Here is a 15,538-nt window from a genome sequence, read left to right as displayed (position 1 = left end):
GGAGCTGGCTTTGGCGCAGGGGGAACCGCAACCGCTCGTCTCGGTGATCGTGGTGAACTACCGCGGTGCCGACGACACGATCACGTGCCTGCGCGCGCTCGCCGAACACGACTACCCCGAGCTCGAGCTGATCTGCGTCGACAACTCGGACGAAGCCGCCCGGATCCGGGAAGCGGTCCCCCAGGCCCGCGTCGTCGAAGCCGGCCGCAACACCGGGTTCGCCGGCGGCTGCAACCTCGGGGCGAAGCACGCGAAGGGCACCGTCCTCGGTTTCCTCAACAACGATGCCCGCCCGGCGCCCGGCTGGGTCTCCGCCGCGGTCGCCGAGCTGCGCGCGCAACCCCGCGTCGCCGCCGTCGCCAGCAAGGTCCTCGACTGGGACGGCACCGGCACGGACTTCGTCGACGGCGGCCTGACCTGGTTCGGCATGGGCTACAAGCGCCACGCGGGCTCGCCCCTGGCCGACGTCCCGGCGGCCGAGCACGAGGTCGCGAAGGACGTCCTGTTCGGCACCGGCTCCGCGATGTTCGTCCGCACGGCCGTGTTCGCCGAGCTCGGCGGCTTCGACGAGCGGTTCTTCATGTTCTACGAGGACGTCGACCTCGGCTGGCGGCTCAACCTGCGCGGCTGGCGCGTCCGGTACGTGCCGGAATCGCTCGCCTACCACCGCCACCACGGCACGATGGCCGCGGTCGACGCGCCGGAGACCGGCCGCGAGACCTTCCTCCTGGAACGCAACGCCCTCGCCGCGCTCTACAAAAACCTCTCCGACGAAACCCTGGTCCGCGCGTTGCCCGCGGCGCTTGCCCTGGCCGTGCGCCGGGCCACCGCCCGCGGCGAATTGGACGCGACCCAGCTGGACCTCGAAAAGGGCGTCGGCCCGATCGAGTCCGGCGACGTCGCGATCCCGCGCACCACGCTCGCCGGGATCCTCGCCATCGACCAGTTCGTCGAGCAGCTGCCGGCGCTGGCCGAGTCGCGCGCGGTCGAGCAGGCCGCCCGCGTCCGCACCGACGCCGACCTGCTTCCCTTGCTGCGCAAGGCGTTGGAGCCCGCGTACCCGCTGCCGCGCTACCTCGCCGCGCACGACATCCTCGTCGAAGCGTTCGGCATCGAAAAGGCCTTCGGGCAGCGTCGCAAGATCCTGGTGATCACCGGCGACGCGCTCACCGAGCGGATGGCCGGCCCGGCGATCCGCGCGTGGAACATCGCGCTGGCCCTCGCCGCCGAGCACGACGTCCACCTTGTCACGACCAACCCGCTCGCGACGCCGCCGCCCGCGCCGTTCCGCATCAGCGCCGGCAAGCACCGCGAGCTCGAGGCGCCGATCGCCTGGGCGGACGTCATCGTGCTGCAGGGTCACGTGCTCGAACTCGCGCCGTCGCTGAAGAAGGAGCACAGCGGCAAGATCGTCGTCGCCGACCTCTACGACCCGATGCACCTGGAGCTGCTGGAGCAGGGCAAGGGCGTCGCCGACGACAAGCGCGCGGCCGACCTCGCCGGCGTCACCCGGGTGCTGGACGCCCAGATCGAGCGCGGCGACTTCTTCCTCTGCGCGTCCGAGCGGCAGCGGCACCTGTGGCTCGGCCACCTGGCCGCGCTGGGCCGGCTTTCGCCGCGGCTCTACGACGCCGACCCGACGACGCAGTCGCTGCTGGCGGTCGTCCCCTTCGGACTGCCGACGCAGGCGCCGGTCCGCACCGGGCCGGGGCTGCGCTCGACGCTCGGTCTCGGCGGCACCGACCACGTCGTGCTCTGGGCGGGCGGGGTGTACAGCTGGTTCGACCCGCTGACGCTGGTGCGCGCGATCGACACGCTGCGCCGCCGCCGCGGCGACGTCCGGCTGGTGTTCCTCGGCATGAAGCACCCGAACCCCGAGGTCGCCGAGATGGACATCGGCACGCGCACGATCCGGCTGGCGGATTCGCTCGGGCTGACCGGCAAGCACGTCTACTTCAACGAGCAGTGGGTGCCCTACCACGAGCGCCAGAACTGGCTGCTCGACGCGAACTGCGGCGTCACGACCCACTACGAGCACGTCGAGACGACGTTCGCGTTCCGCACCCGGGTGCTCGACTACCTGTGGGCCGGCCTGCCGATCGTGACGACCGACGGCGACTCGTTCGCCGACCTCGTACGGGCGGAACGGCTCGGTGTCGTCGTGCCGGCCGAGGACGCCGACGCGCTCGCCGCGGCGCTCGAAAAGTGCTTGTACGACGAGGAGTTCGCCGCGGGCTGCGTCGAGCGGATCGCCGTCGTCGCGCAGCGCTACACCTGGCCGGAGGCATTGAAGCCGCTGGTGGAGTTCTGCCGCGACCCGCGCCCGGCGGCCGACCGGCTGCCCGGGTCCGCGGACCTGGTGACGACGCCGGCGGTACGCGGCCGGGCGATGGTGCGCCGCGACGTCGACCTGGTCCGCGAGTACCTCGCCGCGGGCGGGGCGGGCGAGCTGGCGCGGCGCGTCGGCGGCCGCGTGCTCAAGGTCGCCAAGCAACGGATCCGTCGTGGCTAGGTCGCTGCGCGTCCTCCTCGACGGCACCCCGCTCCTCGGCTCGCGCACCGGGATCGGCCGGTACACGTCCGCGCTGATCGAAGAGCTGGTGTCGATCCCCGAGGTGGACACGCGCGCGGTGGCGTTCACGCTGCGCGGCTGGCGGCGGCTGCGGCACGTGCTCCCGTACGGCGCGCGGGCGCGCGGGATGCCGGTGGCGGCGCGGCTGCTGCGGGCGGCGTGGATGCGGTCGGACTTCCCGCCGGTGGAGGTGTTCGCCGGGTCGACGGACGTCGTGCACGGCACCAACTTCGTGCTGCCGGGCCGGTTCCGCGCGGCGGGCGTGGTGACGATCCACGATCTGGCCTTCTTCGACAACCCGGCGGAGCTGGCCCCGAGCGACCGCGGTCTGCCGGAGCTGGTCCGCCGCGGTGCCCGCCGCGCGAACGTGATCTGCACGCCGACCGCGGCGGTGGCCGACTCGGTGGCGGAGCGCCTGGACGTCGACCGCGACAAGATCGTCGTGACGCCGCTCGGCGTGAACCCGGCGTGGTTCACCGCGCGCCCACCGGACGACGAGCGGCGCGCCCGGCTGGGGCTGCCCGCCCGGTACCTGTTGTTCGCCGGAGCAGCGGGGCCCCGCAAGGGCCTGGACTGGCTGACCCGCGCCCACGACGCGGCGCCGGACCTGCCGGACCTGGTGTTCGCCGGACCGGGCCCGTTCCCGCGGGGTGCCCGGACTTCGCAGACCGGCTATCTGTCCGACGTGGACCTGCGTACGGTGGTGGCGGGGGCGTCGGCGCTGGTGCTGCCCTCGCGCGACGAAGGGTTCGGGCTGCCGGTGCTGGAGGCGATGGCCTCGGACGTCCCGGTGGTGTGCACGGACATCCCGGCGCTGCGCGAGGTCGCGGGCGAGTGCGCGAGCCTGGTCCCGTACGGCGACGTGGACGCGCTGGCGGAGGCGTTGCGGACGGCGGTGACGGACCCGCACGCGGTGGCGACCTCGGCCTCGCGCCGGGCGCACGCGGCGAACTTCACGTGGCGGACGTGCGCCGAGCTGACGGTCGGCGCCTACCGGCTGGCCTCCGGCCGGCACTGACCCGGACCCCAAGCGCCCCAATGTGGCCTTGGTTGCGTTCAACGCACCGAAGGCCGCCTTGGTTGCGTTCAACGCACCGAAGGCCACATTGGGGCGCTCGAGTCTGGGTCTACTTGGCCGCGAAGTAGGCGTCCAGTGCTTCTTCCCACGGACGCATCGGCGTCAGCCAGGCTTCTTTCCACGAAGCGGGTGACAACACCGAGTAAGCCGGCCGCGCCGCCGCCTGCGGGTACTCCGCCGTCGTGCACGGCCGGACCCGCGCCGGGTCCGCGCCCAACCGGGAAAAGATCGCCCGGGCGAAGCCGCACCAGCTCACCGCGCCCGCGTTCGTGCAGTGCAGGATCCGCCGCTCCGGCCCGTCGCCGGCCGCCACCCGGGAAGCCAGCTCCAGCAACCCGGACGCCAAGTCGGAAGTCCAAGTAGGACCACCGACCTGATCGTCCACAACGGACAGCGTGTCCCGGGAAGACTCCAGGCGCACCATGGTCTTCACGAAGTTCGACCCGGCGAGCCCGTACAGCCACCCGGTCCGCACCACCCACGACGAGGCCCCCGACCCGAGCACCGCGTCCTCCCCGGCCGCCTTCGTCCGGCCGTACGCCGACCGCGGTCCCAGTTCGTCGGAAGGCTCATAAGGCTCGGATGCGTCGCCCGAAAAGACGTAGTCCGTCGACACGTGGATCAGCGGCACCCGGCGGGAAGCGCAGGCCGCCGCCAGGACGCGCGGCCCGTCCGCGTTCACCGCGAACGCCCGCTCCTCGTCCGTCTCGGCCTTGTCGACCGCCGTGTACGCCGCCGCGTTGATCACCACCGGCGCCGAACCCGCTTCACGCGCGCGGTCGGCCAGCGCGCCGACCGCCGCCAGGACCTGGCCGGCCTGGGTCACGTCCAGCTCGGCCGATCCCGGCGCGACGACGTCGACGTCGGGGGAAGCCAGCGCGGCGAGATCCCGGCCGAGCTGCCCGGAACCCCCGGGCACAAGCACCGTCAGCGGCACGAAAAACCCCTACTTCTTCAGCGCGGCCCGGTCCGCCAGGGGCTCCCACCACGCGCGATTGTCCGTGTACCAGGCCACCGTCGCGGCCAGACCGTCCTCGAAGGACACGCGCGGAGCGTACCCCAGCTCCGAAGCGATCTTCGCGATGTCCACCGAGTACCGGCGGTCGTGCCCCTTGCGGTCCTCGACCGGCTCGACGCTGTCCCAGCCCGCCCCGACCGCCGCGAGCAGCTTCTCCGTCAGCTCACGGTTGGTGAGCTCGGTGCCGCCGCCGATGTTGTAGATCTCGCCGGGCCGGCCGCCGTCGGCGACCAGCTGGATGCCGTGGCAGTGGTCGTCCACGTGCAGCCAGTCACGGACGTTGAGCCCGTCGCCGTAGAGCGGCACCTTCCGCCCGTCGAGGAGGTTGGTCACGAACAGCGGGATGACCTTCTCGGGGAACTGGTACGGACCGTAGTTGTTGGAACACCGCGTGACGCACACCGGCAGCCCGTGGGTGCGGAAGAACGACCGCGCCACCAGGTCGGAGGACGCCTTGGACGCCGAATAGGGCGAGTTCGGCTCCAGCACGTGGTCTTCGGTCCAGGAGCCGGTCTCGATCGAGCCGTACACCTCGTCCGTGGACACGTGGACGAACTTCGAGACGCCGGCTTCCAGGGCCGCCTGCAGCAGGTTCTGCGTGCCGAGCACGTTGGTCAGGACGAAGTCGGCGGCGCCGAGGATCGAACGGTCCACATGCGACTCGGCGGCGAAGTGCACGACGAGGTCGACTCCCGACATGACCTCGGCGACCTGCCGCGCGTCGCAGATGTCGCCGCGGACGAACTCGAGCCGCGGGTCGGCGGCGACCGGGGCCAGGTTGGCCTCGTTGCCGGCGTAGGTGAGCTTGTCCAGCACCACCACCTCGGCGTCACGCAGCGCGGGGTAAGCGCCACTCAGCGTCTGCCGGACGTAGTGCGACCCGATGAAGCCGGCACCACCGGTGACCAGGACCCGCATCTTCCCGCCTTTCCCTCGGCCCCCGTCCGGGGCAATCGGCCCCCAGCCTACGGAGGTCCAACAACACCCTCAGTAGAGTCATGGTCGTCAGGCACAGGGGTGCCCTGGGGGAAGCACGGGTTTCACAGGGGAGGAAGCGCGTGACCGAATGGCCTGCGCCGCCCGTCCCGGGGCGCCGGAGCTACGGCGTCGCGGTCCTCGCACGCCGCGGCGGCAAAGTCGTCGTGTCGCTGCTCTCCGTCGCGATCCTGGCCCTGACCTGGTACGGCTGGCACTTCATCGGTGACCCGAACACCGGCCTGACCACCACGAACGTCTTCGCCGACACCGAGGCGCACGCGAAGCCGCTCGACGGCGCCATCGACATCCTCCTGGTCGGCCAGGACAGCCGCACCGACGCGCAGGGCAACCCGCTGCCCCGCGAGGTGCTGGACATGCTGCACGCCGGCGTCTCCGACGGCGAGCTGAACACCGACACGATGATCCTGGTGCACATCCCCCAGAACGGGAAGCACGCGATCGCGCTCTCGTTCCCCCGCGACTCCTGGGTGGAGCTGGCCGGCGGCTACGGCAAGCACAAGCTCAACAGCGCGTTCGTCTACGCGTACACGGACACTTACAAAACGTTGCAGCGCCAGGGCATGACCGACCTCAAGCAGGCCGACGCGCAGGCGAAGGTCGCCGGGCGGAAGAACCTGATCGCCACGATCGAGAAGTTCATCGGCAAGCCGGGCATGATCGACCGCTACGCCGAGGTGAACCTGGCGAGCTTCTACGAGATCACCAAGTCGATCGGCGGCGTCGAGGTCTGTCTCAACGGACCGGTCAAGGAAGTGAAGTCCGGCGTGGACCTGCCGGGCGGGCGCCAGACGATCGAAGGCGTGCAGGCGCTCGCGTTCGTGCGGCAGCGCTACGGCCTGCCCAACTACGACCTCGACCGGATCGCGCGGCAGCAGGCGTTCCTGTCCGGGCTGGCCCGCAAGGTCATCTCGAGCGACGTCCTGACCAGCCCCGGCAAGATCGCCGACCTCGTGTCCGCGGTGAAGAAGTCCGTGGTGGTCTCCCAGGGCTGGGACCTGACCGAGTTCGCCGAGCAGATGCGCGGCCTGACCGGCGGCAACATCGAGTTCCACACCATCCCCACGCTGGGCAACGCGGTGATCGGCGGCGCCGACGTGCTGAAGGTCGACCAAGCCGCCGTTCAGGCCGAGGTGACGCGGCTGACCTCGGACGGCGACACCCCGGCGGCTCCGTCGGCCACCCAGGTACCGGGCGCGAAAGCCGTCACCGTCGAGCTGTTCGACGGCTCGGGTGCCGCGGCGCTGGCCGGCCAAACGCACACGATGCTCGCGGGCAAGGGCTTCACGGTCGCCGCCGACCAGAAGCTGAGCACCCGCAACACCACCGTCATCCGGTACAACCCGGCCGACAGCGCCGCGCTGGACCTGGTCAAGCAGGCGCTGGGCACCAGCGCCCAGGCCGAGCCGGATCGGGACGTCGCCGCCGGGCACGTGCGCGTGCTGCTGGGCAAGGACTTCCGCAGCTCTTCCGCCGGCCCGGGCGGTGCGCCGAGCTCGACCCCGAAGCCGCCGTCGGCCCCGGTGTCTTCCGCCCCCGCCGCCCCGCCGATCACCGCGGGCGACGTTCCCTGCGTCAACTAGACTGGGCACGCAGGGTGGTCGGGGGAGGTAAACCAGGATGGAAGACGACCAGGAACAGCCGGAATCGGCCACCGAGCCGGTGACGGAGCGCGACGACCCCGAGTGGAAGCCGTCGCCGTTCCCGCGTGAAGCGGAACCCGCTCCGGTGGCCGCGAAGCCGTCTCGGATGCGGCGGGCCGGGCGGGTCACCCGCCGGATCGCGGTCGGGCTCGTGTCGGTGCTCGCGCTCGGCGCCAGCGGCTACGCCTACGTCACCAAGGACCAGCTGCAGAGCACCGTCCCGACGACCGACGCGCTCACCCCGCGCGCCGGTGAGCCCGCGCCGCCGCCCGCGGACGACGGCGCGGACGACATCCTGCTCGTCGGCAGCGACGCGCGGACGGACGCGCAGGGCAACCAGCTTCCGCCGCGGGTGCTCAAGGAGCTGCGGACCGAGGCCAACAGCGGCGCGGTGAACACCGACACGGTGATCCTGCTGCGGGTGCCGAAGAACGGTTCGAAGCCGTCGGCGGTGTCGGTGCCGCGGGACACGTGGACCGACGTTCCGGGCCGCGGCAAGGCGAAGATCAACTCGGCGTACGGCATCGCGAAGGCGCACTTCGCGCAGCAGCTGCGTGCGCAGGGCGAGCGTGACCAGGCGAAGATCGAACGCGACTCCGACACCGAAGGCCGCCGGGTGCTGGTGCAGGCGGTGCAGGACCTCACGCAGGTGCGCGTCGACCACTACGCCGAGGTCAACCTGCTGGGCTTCTACCTGCTCACCGAGGCGCTCGGCGGCGTGAAGGTGTGCCTGAACCACTCGACCGAGGACAAGGACTCGGGCGCGAACTTCCGCCGCGGCCCGCAAACGGTGTCCGGCGGCGAAGCGCTGTCGTTCGTCCGGCAGCGGAAGAACCTGCCGCGCGGTGACCTCGACCGGATCGTGCGGCAGCAGGCGTTCCTGTCCTCGGCCCTGCACCAGGTGCTTTCGGCGGGCACGCTGACCAGCCCGGGCACGCTGAGCGACCTGATGGACGCGGTGCACCGGTCGCTGACCCTGGACCCCGGGCTCGACCTGCTGCAGTTCGCGCAGCAGGCGAAGGGCATCGCCTCGGGCGACCTGGCGTTCGCGACGATCCCGGTCATCACGGCGAACGGCCGGAGTGAAGACGGCCAGAGCATCGTGGAGATCGACCCGAAGGCGGTCCGCGAGTTCGTGGCGGGCCTGGCCGGGCGCTCCGCCGCTCAGGTCCCGGCCAAGGCACCGGCGGGTGGCGGCTCGAGCAGCGGTGCCGCCCCCGTCGCGGCACCGCTGCGCCAAGCCTCCGACGGAGTCCCCTGCGTCAACTGACGGAGCTCAGGCGAAGTCGGCGTGGTGGTCCTCCGCCCACTGCCGGAACGTCCGCGGAGCGTGCCCGGTCACCTCGCGCACCACGTCCGTCACCACGGACGGCTCCCGCGTCGTCCGCTCCATCGCCCGCAGGATCTCCGGCGGCACCTCGGGCGGCCAGCCCAGCGAGGTCATCCGCTCGGCGGCCTGCTCCGGCGTCAGTTCCTCGACGCGCAGCGGCCGGCCGAGGACGTCCGCGAGCACCTCGGCCTGCTCGCGGAAGCTGATCGGCGAAGGCCCGCTCAGCTGCAGCGCCTGCCCGGCGTGCGAACCGGACGCCAGGATCTTCGCCGCGACGTCACCGATGTCCCGCTCGTGGATCGCGCCGACCCGCGAGTCCGGGTACGGCGTGCGGACGACGCTCTCTGCGATGTCCGCGCGCCAGCCGAGCGCGTTCGTCGCGAACGAGCCCGGGTTGAGCAGTGTCTCCGCGAACGGCGCCGCGATCAGTGCCTCCTCCACGGCCCGGTGCAGGCGCGCGACGCGACTCTGCGCGGACTTCGGTTCGAGCGTCGCCCCCGACGACAGCAGCACGACGTGCCGCACGCCGGCCGCCTCGGCCGCCTTCACGAAGCCCTCGATCCCCGACGGCCGCGTGTACAGGAACACCGACTCGACGCCGTCGAGCGCGGCGTCCAGCGTGGACGGATCTTCCAGGTCGGCGCTCACCTTGGCGGTCGGGACGTCGACCGTGGCGGCGTCGCGGCTCGACGCGCGCACGTCCTGACCCGCGGTGACGAGCGCGTCGAGCACGGCGCGGCCGACGTGTCCACGGGCCCCGGTGACGAGAATGGTCATGGCTGTCCCCCAGCTCTCAAATTGTATTTGCTTGCAAAGCAAACGTACTGAGACCGAAGTGGCGGTGTCAACCGGCGCGGCGCGTGGTCCGCGCTTTAGCCTGTCCGCATGAGCCTGACCGACGAGCTGCTGCGGCCGCTGCTGGCCTCGCCCGCCAAACCGTTGATCACCCATTACGACGACCAGCTGGGCAGCCGCGTCGAGCTGTCCGTGGCGACGACCGCCAACTGGGCGGCGAAGACGGCGAACTGGCTGACCGAGGAGTTCGACATCGAGCCGGGCGACGCCGTGGCGGTGCAGTTGCCGGCGCACTGGCAGACCGTGGGCGTGCTGCTCGGCGCGTGGTGGTGCGGGGCGCGCGTCGTGACCGAAGGCGCCGGCGCGCGGGTGGCGTTCGTCGGGCCGGACGACCCGGAGCCGACCGGCGCGACCGCGACCGCCGTCGTGACGCTGGACCCGATGGGACGCGGTCTGTCCGAGCCGCCGGGCGGCGGCGCGTTCGACTACCTGAGCGAGTCCCGGCTGGCGGGCGACCAGTACAGCCCGCTCTTCCCGATCCCCGGCGACACGGCCGCCCTGTTCGAGTCCACAGTGGACGAGGTACTGGCGGAAGCCCGCGCCCGCGCGGCGAAACTCGGCCTCGGCGCGGACGACCGGGTGCTGTCCACCCGGGACTGGAGCGGCCCGGAGGGCATCCTCGACGGCCTGCTCGTCCCCCTCGCGGCCGGCGCGCACCTCGTCCACGTGAGCAACGCGGACGAGGCGAAGCTTTCCGCCCGCCGCGACGCCGAGCGCACCACGGCGGACCTCCCCGCTTGAAAGCCGTGAATGTCGCATTGAGGGACTTCAAGTCCCTCGATGCGACATTCACGGACTTGGGTCAGGCGTTCTGGAGCTCGCCGACGTCGGCGTCGCGGCGGGCCCGCTTGCGGCCCCACAGCAGGTGGTCCAGCGAGAGCCGGCCGCCGTTGAAGCCGAGGGCGAGCCCGGCGAGCGCGAGCACGAGGACCAGCTCGTAGCCGCCCTGGCCGGTCAGTCCGTTGTCGATGTGCACCGAGAGCAGCGCGCCCACGGAGATCACGACGTACCCGATGCCGACCAGCGGCATCAGGAACCCGATGATGAACGCGATCGAGCCGAGGATTTCGACGGTCATCGCGAAGACCGCGGCGACCGTGGGCATCGGGATGCCCGTCATCGAGAAGAACTTCGCGGTGCCGTCGATGCCGTTGTTCCACTTCTGGAGGCCGTGCGCGAGGAAGACGACCGCGACGCCGATCCTCCCCAGCAACAGGGCCACGTCCTTGAATCGTCCGAACATCCGGTTTCAGCTCCCCGGTGGGTGAATTTTCAACTGACCCGCCCCAAGTTAGGGCCCGGGCACCCCGGATCGAAGCTCCGGAGGGTGATCGACAGGGAACCGACAGGGACGACCGGGCCCCCGAAAACCGGTTTCGCGCGCCCCGCCGGAGGGCTATCTTCGCCCTGACCTGCGTCCGCGACCGTGAGGAGACCCCGATGCGCCGACAGACCGTTCCGCCCGGCCTGTCCCCCGCATCGCAAAGGATCTCCCACGACCGTGAAAACCCTGAACATCGGCATCCTCGCGCACGTCGACGCCGGTAAGACCAGCCTGACCGAGCGCCTGCTCTTCGAGGCGGGCGCCATCACGCACCTCGGCAGCGTCGACCGCGGCGACACCCAGACCGACTCCCTCGAGCTCGAACGCCGTCGCGGCATCACCATCCGCTCCGCGGTGGCCTCGTTCACGACCGGCGACACGCGGATCACGCTCATCGACACCCCGGGCCACTCGGACTTCATCGCCGAGGTCGAGCGCGCGCTGCGCGTGCTCGACGGGGCCGTCCTGGTGGTGTCGGCCGTCGAAGGCGTCCAGGCCCAGACCCGCGTGCTGATGCGCACCCTGCGCCGGCTCGGCATCCCCGCCCTGATCTTCGTCAACAAGATCGACCGCGGGGGCGCCCGCGACCTGCTCGACGACGTCCGCGCGAAGCTGGCGCCGCGCACGGTCGCCCTCAGCACCGTCACCGGCGCCGGGACACCGGACGCCGTGAGCACCCCCGCGTTCCCGGCCGAGCTGGGCGAAATCCTGGCGGACGGCGACGACGCGTTCCTGGAGTCCTACGTGGACGAGCGCGTCGACGAAGCGGCCTGCCGCGCCGAGCTGGCCCGGCAGGTCGCGCGCGGCGCGCTGCACCCGGTGCTGTCCGGGTCGGCGATCACCGGCACCGGCGTCGCGGACCTCGTCACGGCGATGGCCGAGCTGCTCCCGGCCACCGAGCGCACTGGCGACGGACCCCTGCACGCGACCGTGTTCAAGATCGACCGCGGCCGGGCCGGGGAGAAGATCGCCTACGCGCGGCTGCACTCCGGTTCCCTGGCGGTGCGGCAGCGGATTTCCTTCTACCGCGGCGAAACCGAGCTCACCGGCCGCGTCTCCGCGCTCGAAGTCGCCGGCGACGACGTGGCACTCGCCGGTGACGTCGCCCGGGTGCGCGGGTTGCGGGAGGTCCGGATCGGCGACCGGCTCGGCTCACCGGGTGCCGCTCGCGACGGCGTGTTCACGCCGCCGAGCCTCGAGACCGTGGTGCGGCCGGTCCGCCCGGAGCAGGCGGCGGCGCTGTTCACGGCGCTGACCCGGCTGTCCGAAGAGGACCCGTTGATCGACGTCCGCCGCCACGGGCCGGACATTTCGGTGCGGCTCTACGGCGAAGTGCAGAAGGAAGTCCTGAGCTCGATGCTGGCCGACGGTGCCGGCATCGACGTCACGTTCGAGCGGACGCGCACCCTGTACGCCGAGAAGCCGGTCGGCCGCGGGGAAGCCGTCGAGGAGCTGGATCCGGAACAACGGCTGTACTTCTTCGCGACGGTCGGGCTGCGGGTGGAACCCGGGCCCGGCGTCACGTTCGGGCTTTCGGTCGAGCTGGGCTCGCTGCCGCTCGCGTTCCACAAGGCCATCGAGGAGACCGTTCACGCCACACTCGAGCAGGGGCTGTACGGCTGGCCGGTGCGGGACGTCGCCGTCACGCTGACGCACACGGCGTTCTTCAGCCCGCTCAGCGCCGCGGGCGACTTCCGCAAGATGACGCCGCTGGTGCTGATGGCGGCGCTGAAGCAGGCCGGCACGCGGGTGCACGAGCCGGTGCACCGCTTCGAGCTGGAGGTCCCGGCGAACGCCGTCAGCGCGGTACTGCTCAAGCTCGCCGACCTGCGCGCGGTGCCCGGGGAACCGGTCGTGGGGCCGTCGTCGTGCACGCTGCAGGGCACGATCCCGGCCGAGCACGTCCACGTGTTCGAACAGGCACTACCGGCGCTCAGCCAGGGCGAAGGCGTCTTCCTCAGCGAGTTCGCGGACTACCGGCCCTACCCGGGCCCGCCGCCGGTTCGGCCGCGGACCGACGACAACCCGTTGGACCGCAAGGAATACCTGGCGCAAGTCGCCCGGCGTCAGCGCTTGTGGGCCCAGGCCGCGCCGAAGCAGTAGGCGCCGAACGCGGCGAGGCCGAGGGCCACGACGGTCAGCAGCGCGGTGCCGAAGGGCTGGGCGGCGAGCGTTTTGAGCGCGGCGTCCAGCCCGCCGGCCTTGTTCGGGTCAGCCTTGAACCCGGCGATGGCGAGGAGGATCGCGACGATGGTGAAGACGACACCCTTGGCGAGGTAGCCCGTGGTGCCGAGCCAGCTGACCCAGCGCTTGGTCTTCCCCGGCAGCTCGGTGGTGTTCAGGTCTTCGAGGAACTTCTTCTTGTAGCCCTTGATCCCGGCGGCGATCGCGACACCGAGAACGGCCGCGGCGGCGATGACCACCAGCGCCCGCCCGAACGGCAGCTGGAGCAGCTTGGCGGTGAACTCCTGCTGGCTCTGGTTCCCCGAGCCGCCGCCGCCACTGCCGGTCGCGATCCGGAAGGCGGTGAAGCCAAGCACGACCACGACGACACCGCGTGCGGCCGCGCCGATCCGCTTGCGCGTGCGCTTGCCGCCGCTTACCCATTCGTAGCCGGTCGCGGCCATCAGGAACTGCCAGAGCCCGAACAGGACCAGGCCGATGGCGAGGATCCAGAGCAGCACCTGGCCGAACGCCGTCGAGCCGATCTGCTGCAGCGCACCCTTCTGGTCGGCCTGCTCACTGTCCCCGAAGGCGATCTGCAGGGCCAGATAGGCGATGACGAGGTGGACGACGCCGTAGCAGGCCATGCCGATCCGGCCGAGCAGCTGAGCGGTGTTGCTCTTCTCGCCTCTGTCGGCTTCGGCCTCGGTCCGGTGCGCGCCCTCTTTCGCGCCCTCTTTGGCGCCTTCTGATGTCCGGTTCATTCCCTGGGAGTACCCGCTCCGCGCCGTACCCCGCTGGGCCATGCGGCGGAATCGCGCGCTGTGACGGGACGATTCCGGCACGGAGGCGCGACCGTCTCGCGCCGGATCGAGCACTGGGACCACCAACCCGGCGTCGGCCTCGGTGAAGCCCTAGCCGGGACGGCGGCGGACCTCGTCGAGCCCGGTCCAGCCGCCGTTGGCCGCGAGCAGCGCCAGCACCTGCTCGGCCTGTTCGGCGAAGCGCGCGAGGTCGTCGTGGAGCAGGGCGGCGCGTTCACTGTCGAGCGGGTCGAAGTCGTCCCACCAGAGCCCGATCGCCGTGCCCGCCGTGACGACGAGGCCCTGCACCAGGCGCCGGAACCCGGGCGACGGCGTCTTCGCCGTCTCGCGGTAGGCCGTCTCGATGTCGTCACACGCGGCCAAGAGCTCCCGCAGCTGGGCGACGGCACCGGCGGGCGTGCCGTCCCAGGCGGCCGTCGGCCAGGCGCGGTCGGACAGTTCGAGCCACAGCCGCCAGCCGGCGAGCAGCTCGGCTTCGTCGTGGGGCGTCCAGGACGCCGGAAGCGGCCAGTACATGCTTCGAGAGTGACACCGCCGGAGCGGAAATCCGCCCCGGCGGTGGGTTATGTCTCATGTGGCGAACTTCAGCCGATCTGCCCGCTGATCACGGGCGGCACCGGCACGCAGGGCGGCGTCTTGGCGTGCGCCGGATCGAGCGCGTTGAGCACCAGCCCCTGGGCGACGGGGTCGTAGGTGATGCCGAGGTGGTCGGTGAAGTCGAGCCCGCAGACGTTCTGCAGCAGAATGTTCTTGACGTTCGGCTTCGGGGCGAGGAACGCGCTGGTGTAGGGCGTGACGACGTCGTCGTAGCGGGTCTGGATGACGGTGTACTGGATGCCGTCGACGGTCTCGCCACCGGCGTTGAGGCCGGTGATGAAGTCCGAGCCGACGGCCTGTTCGTTGCACGCTTGGCAGACGGTCCCGAGCGCGGCGGGGACGCCGGGGATCATTTCGAGGGTGCTGAGCAGGCCGAAGAGGTCGGTCCCGTGATTGGACGGCGACAGCCCGACGAGCCGGCTGATCTTGCCGGCGCCGCCGAGGTACTTGATCCAGTACCGGACGTTCATCCCGCCTTGCGAGTGCCCGACGACGTCGAGTTTCTCGGCCCGGTGGCCCGGAGGATCTTGTCCCCGAAGGCGGCAAGCGCTTTCGTGGTGTCGGCGATGGGCCCGACGGTCTGCAGGAAGCTCCCGGGCGCCCCGCCGAAGTTGCCGGCGAAGACGCAGTAGCCGGCGTTGGCGAGCTTCTGGGAGAGGTTTGCCCAGTTTTCGTAGGCGTTGGCGGTGGTCCCGTTGGAGAGCAGCACGGGATTCGGGTGGGCATCGCCGGGTTTGCAGTTCCAGTCGTTCGCCCCGGGCGGCGCGATGGTGGGCGCACCGAGCGAGTAGAGGGCGGCCGTGAGGATGTTGGGCTGCACAGGCCCGGTGGGTTCCTTTTCGGCCGCTTGGGCGGCCCCGGCCTCCAGTGCCAGAGCCGCCACCGTGGCGACGGCCGCCGTGAGCCACCTGCGCGTCGTTGCGCCCATCCGCTTCACCTCTCTGTGAACCGATGGTGACCCGCGTCACCGTAGGCTTAACGCGCAGGTAACTTGTTCGGACACTCCCCCCGGTGAGTGTTTTCTTCCGGCGCGTGACCTGCTACGAGTGACACACAACAGGCAAAGTGCCACTCATGGACATGACAAAGCCCCCGGCACCTAAGTGCCAGGGGCTCACGCAAACGCGAGGGTCAGCTC

General features: G+C 71.3%; 14 protein-coding genes. 6 read left to right on the top strand and 8 right to left on the bottom strand.

The window, feature by feature from the left end; genetic code table 11:
* Window positions 1-10 precede the first annotated feature (10 nt).
* Both ACZ4TR_RS40705 and ACZ4TR_RS40700 read left to right on the top strand, forming a co-directional pair.
* Complete coding sequence (locus ACZ4TR_RS40705) at window positions 11-2,512, top strand: glycosyltransferase (protein ID WP_465293474.1); 2,502 nt, start codon at window positions 11-13, stop codon at window positions 2,510-2,512.
* On the top strand, window positions 2,505-3,590 hold the full coding sequence (locus ACZ4TR_RS40700; protein WP_364526410.1) for a glycosyltransferase family 4 protein: 1,086 nt from the start codon (window positions 2,505-2,507) through the stop codon (window positions 3,588-3,590). Before ACZ4TR_RS40705 ends, ACZ4TR_RS40700 begins: the two co-directional genes overlap by 8 nt.
* Before the next feature lie 109 nt (window positions 3,591-3,699).
* Here the strand turns inward: ACZ4TR_RS40700 and rfbD are convergent, their stop codons facing one another.
* On the bottom strand, window positions 3,700-4,587 hold the full coding sequence (rfbD, locus tag ACZ4TR_RS40695; RefSeq protein ID WP_465293473.1) for a dTDP-4-dehydrorhamnose reductase: 888 nt from the start codon (window positions 4,585-4,587) through the stop codon (window positions 3,700-3,702).
* Window positions 4,588-4,596: 9 nt separating this feature from the next.
* A complete protein-coding gene (gene rfbB / locus ACZ4TR_RS40690) occupies window positions 4,597-5,586 on the bottom strand; it encodes a dTDP-glucose 4,6-dehydratase (RefSeq protein ID WP_465293472.1) in 990 nt (329 codons plus the stop codon).
* 140 nt (window positions 5,587-5,726) lie between these two features.
* Here rfbB and ACZ4TR_RS40685 point away from each other — a divergent pair, with 140 nt between their 5' ends.
* Both ACZ4TR_RS40685 and ACZ4TR_RS40680 read left to right on the top strand, forming a co-directional pair.
* Window positions 5,727-7,247 (top strand): LCP family protein, encoded by a 1,521-nt coding sequence (locus ACZ4TR_RS40685; RefSeq protein WP_465293471.1) that lies wholly within the window; start codon window positions 5,727-5,729, stop codon window positions 7,245-7,247.
* Window positions 7,248-7,284: 37 nt separating this feature from the next.
* On the top strand, window positions 7,285-8,577 hold the full coding sequence (locus tag ACZ4TR_RS40680) for an LCP family protein (RefSeq protein ID WP_465293470.1): 1,293 nt from the start codon (window positions 7,285-7,287) through the stop codon (window positions 8,575-8,577).
* A 6-nt stretch (window positions 8,578-8,583) separates the two neighbouring features.
* Here the strand turns inward: ACZ4TR_RS40680 and ACZ4TR_RS40675 are convergent, their stop codons facing one another.
* Window positions 8,584-9,414, bottom strand: coding sequence for an NmrA family NAD(P)-binding protein (locus tag ACZ4TR_RS40675; protein ID WP_465293469.1), 831 nt, complete (start codon window positions 9,412-9,414; stop codon window positions 8,584-8,586).
* A 108-nt stretch (window positions 9,415-9,522) separates the two neighbouring features.
* Here ACZ4TR_RS40675 and ACZ4TR_RS40670 point away from each other — a divergent pair, with 108 nt between their 5' ends.
* Window positions 9,523-10,233 (top strand): TIGR03089 family protein, encoded by a 711-nt coding sequence (locus ACZ4TR_RS40670; protein ID WP_364526398.1) that lies wholly within the window; start codon window positions 9,523-9,525, stop codon window positions 10,231-10,233.
* A 61-nt stretch (window positions 10,234-10,294) separates the two neighbouring features.
* Here ACZ4TR_RS40670 and ACZ4TR_RS40665 read toward each other — a convergent pair whose 3' ends face one another.
* Window positions 10,295-10,735: a DoxX family protein gene (locus ACZ4TR_RS40665; RefSeq protein WP_364529546.1), complete on the bottom strand. Its 441-nt coding sequence runs from the start codon at window positions 10,733-10,735 to the stop codon at window positions 10,295-10,297.
* Between the two features lie 258 nt (window positions 10,736-10,993).
* Between ACZ4TR_RS40665 and ACZ4TR_RS40660 the strand changes: the two genes are divergently transcribed.
* Window positions 10,994-12,919 carry a GTP-binding protein gene (locus ACZ4TR_RS40660; protein WP_465293468.1) on the top strand — a complete coding sequence of 642 codons (1,926 nt, stop codon included), beginning with the start codon at window positions 10,994-10,996 and terminating at the stop codon, window positions 12,917-12,919.
* Here the strand turns inward: ACZ4TR_RS40660 and ACZ4TR_RS40655 are convergent.
* From ACZ4TR_RS40655 to ACZ4TR_RS40640, 4 genes are all read right to left on the bottom strand, one after another.
* Window positions 12,883-13,743, bottom strand: coding sequence for a DUF1206 domain-containing protein (locus ACZ4TR_RS40655; RefSeq protein WP_465293467.1), 861 nt, complete (start codon window positions 13,741-13,743; stop codon window positions 12,883-12,885). The two genes, ACZ4TR_RS40660 and ACZ4TR_RS40655, sit on opposite strands and share 37 nt — an antisense overlap.
* Before the next feature lie 150 nt (window positions 13,744-13,893).
* Entirely contained in the window at window positions 13,894-14,319 is a 426-nt protein-coding gene (locus tag ACZ4TR_RS40650) for a hypothetical protein (RefSeq protein ID WP_465293466.1), read from the bottom strand.
* Between the two features lie 68 nt (window positions 14,320-14,387).
* Complete coding sequence (locus ACZ4TR_RS40645) at window positions 14,388-14,870, bottom strand: triacylglycerol lipase (protein WP_465293465.1); 483 nt, start codon at window positions 14,868-14,870, stop codon at window positions 14,388-14,390.
* The gene (locus tag ACZ4TR_RS40640) at window positions 14,867-15,328 is read right to left on the bottom strand and encodes an esterase/lipase family protein (protein ID WP_465293464.1); all 462 of its coding nucleotides are present in this window, start codon (window positions 15,326-15,328) and stop codon (window positions 14,867-14,869) included. The genes ACZ4TR_RS40645 and ACZ4TR_RS40640 overlap by 4 nt, the downstream gene beginning before the upstream one ends.
* Window positions 15,329-15,538 lie beyond the last annotated feature (210 nt).

The sequence above is a fragment of the Amycolatopsis sp. NPDC028719 genome, assembly GCF_055565395.1.
Note: the sequence above shows the minus strand (reverse complement) of the source record. Positions and strands in the feature narration are given on the sequence as shown.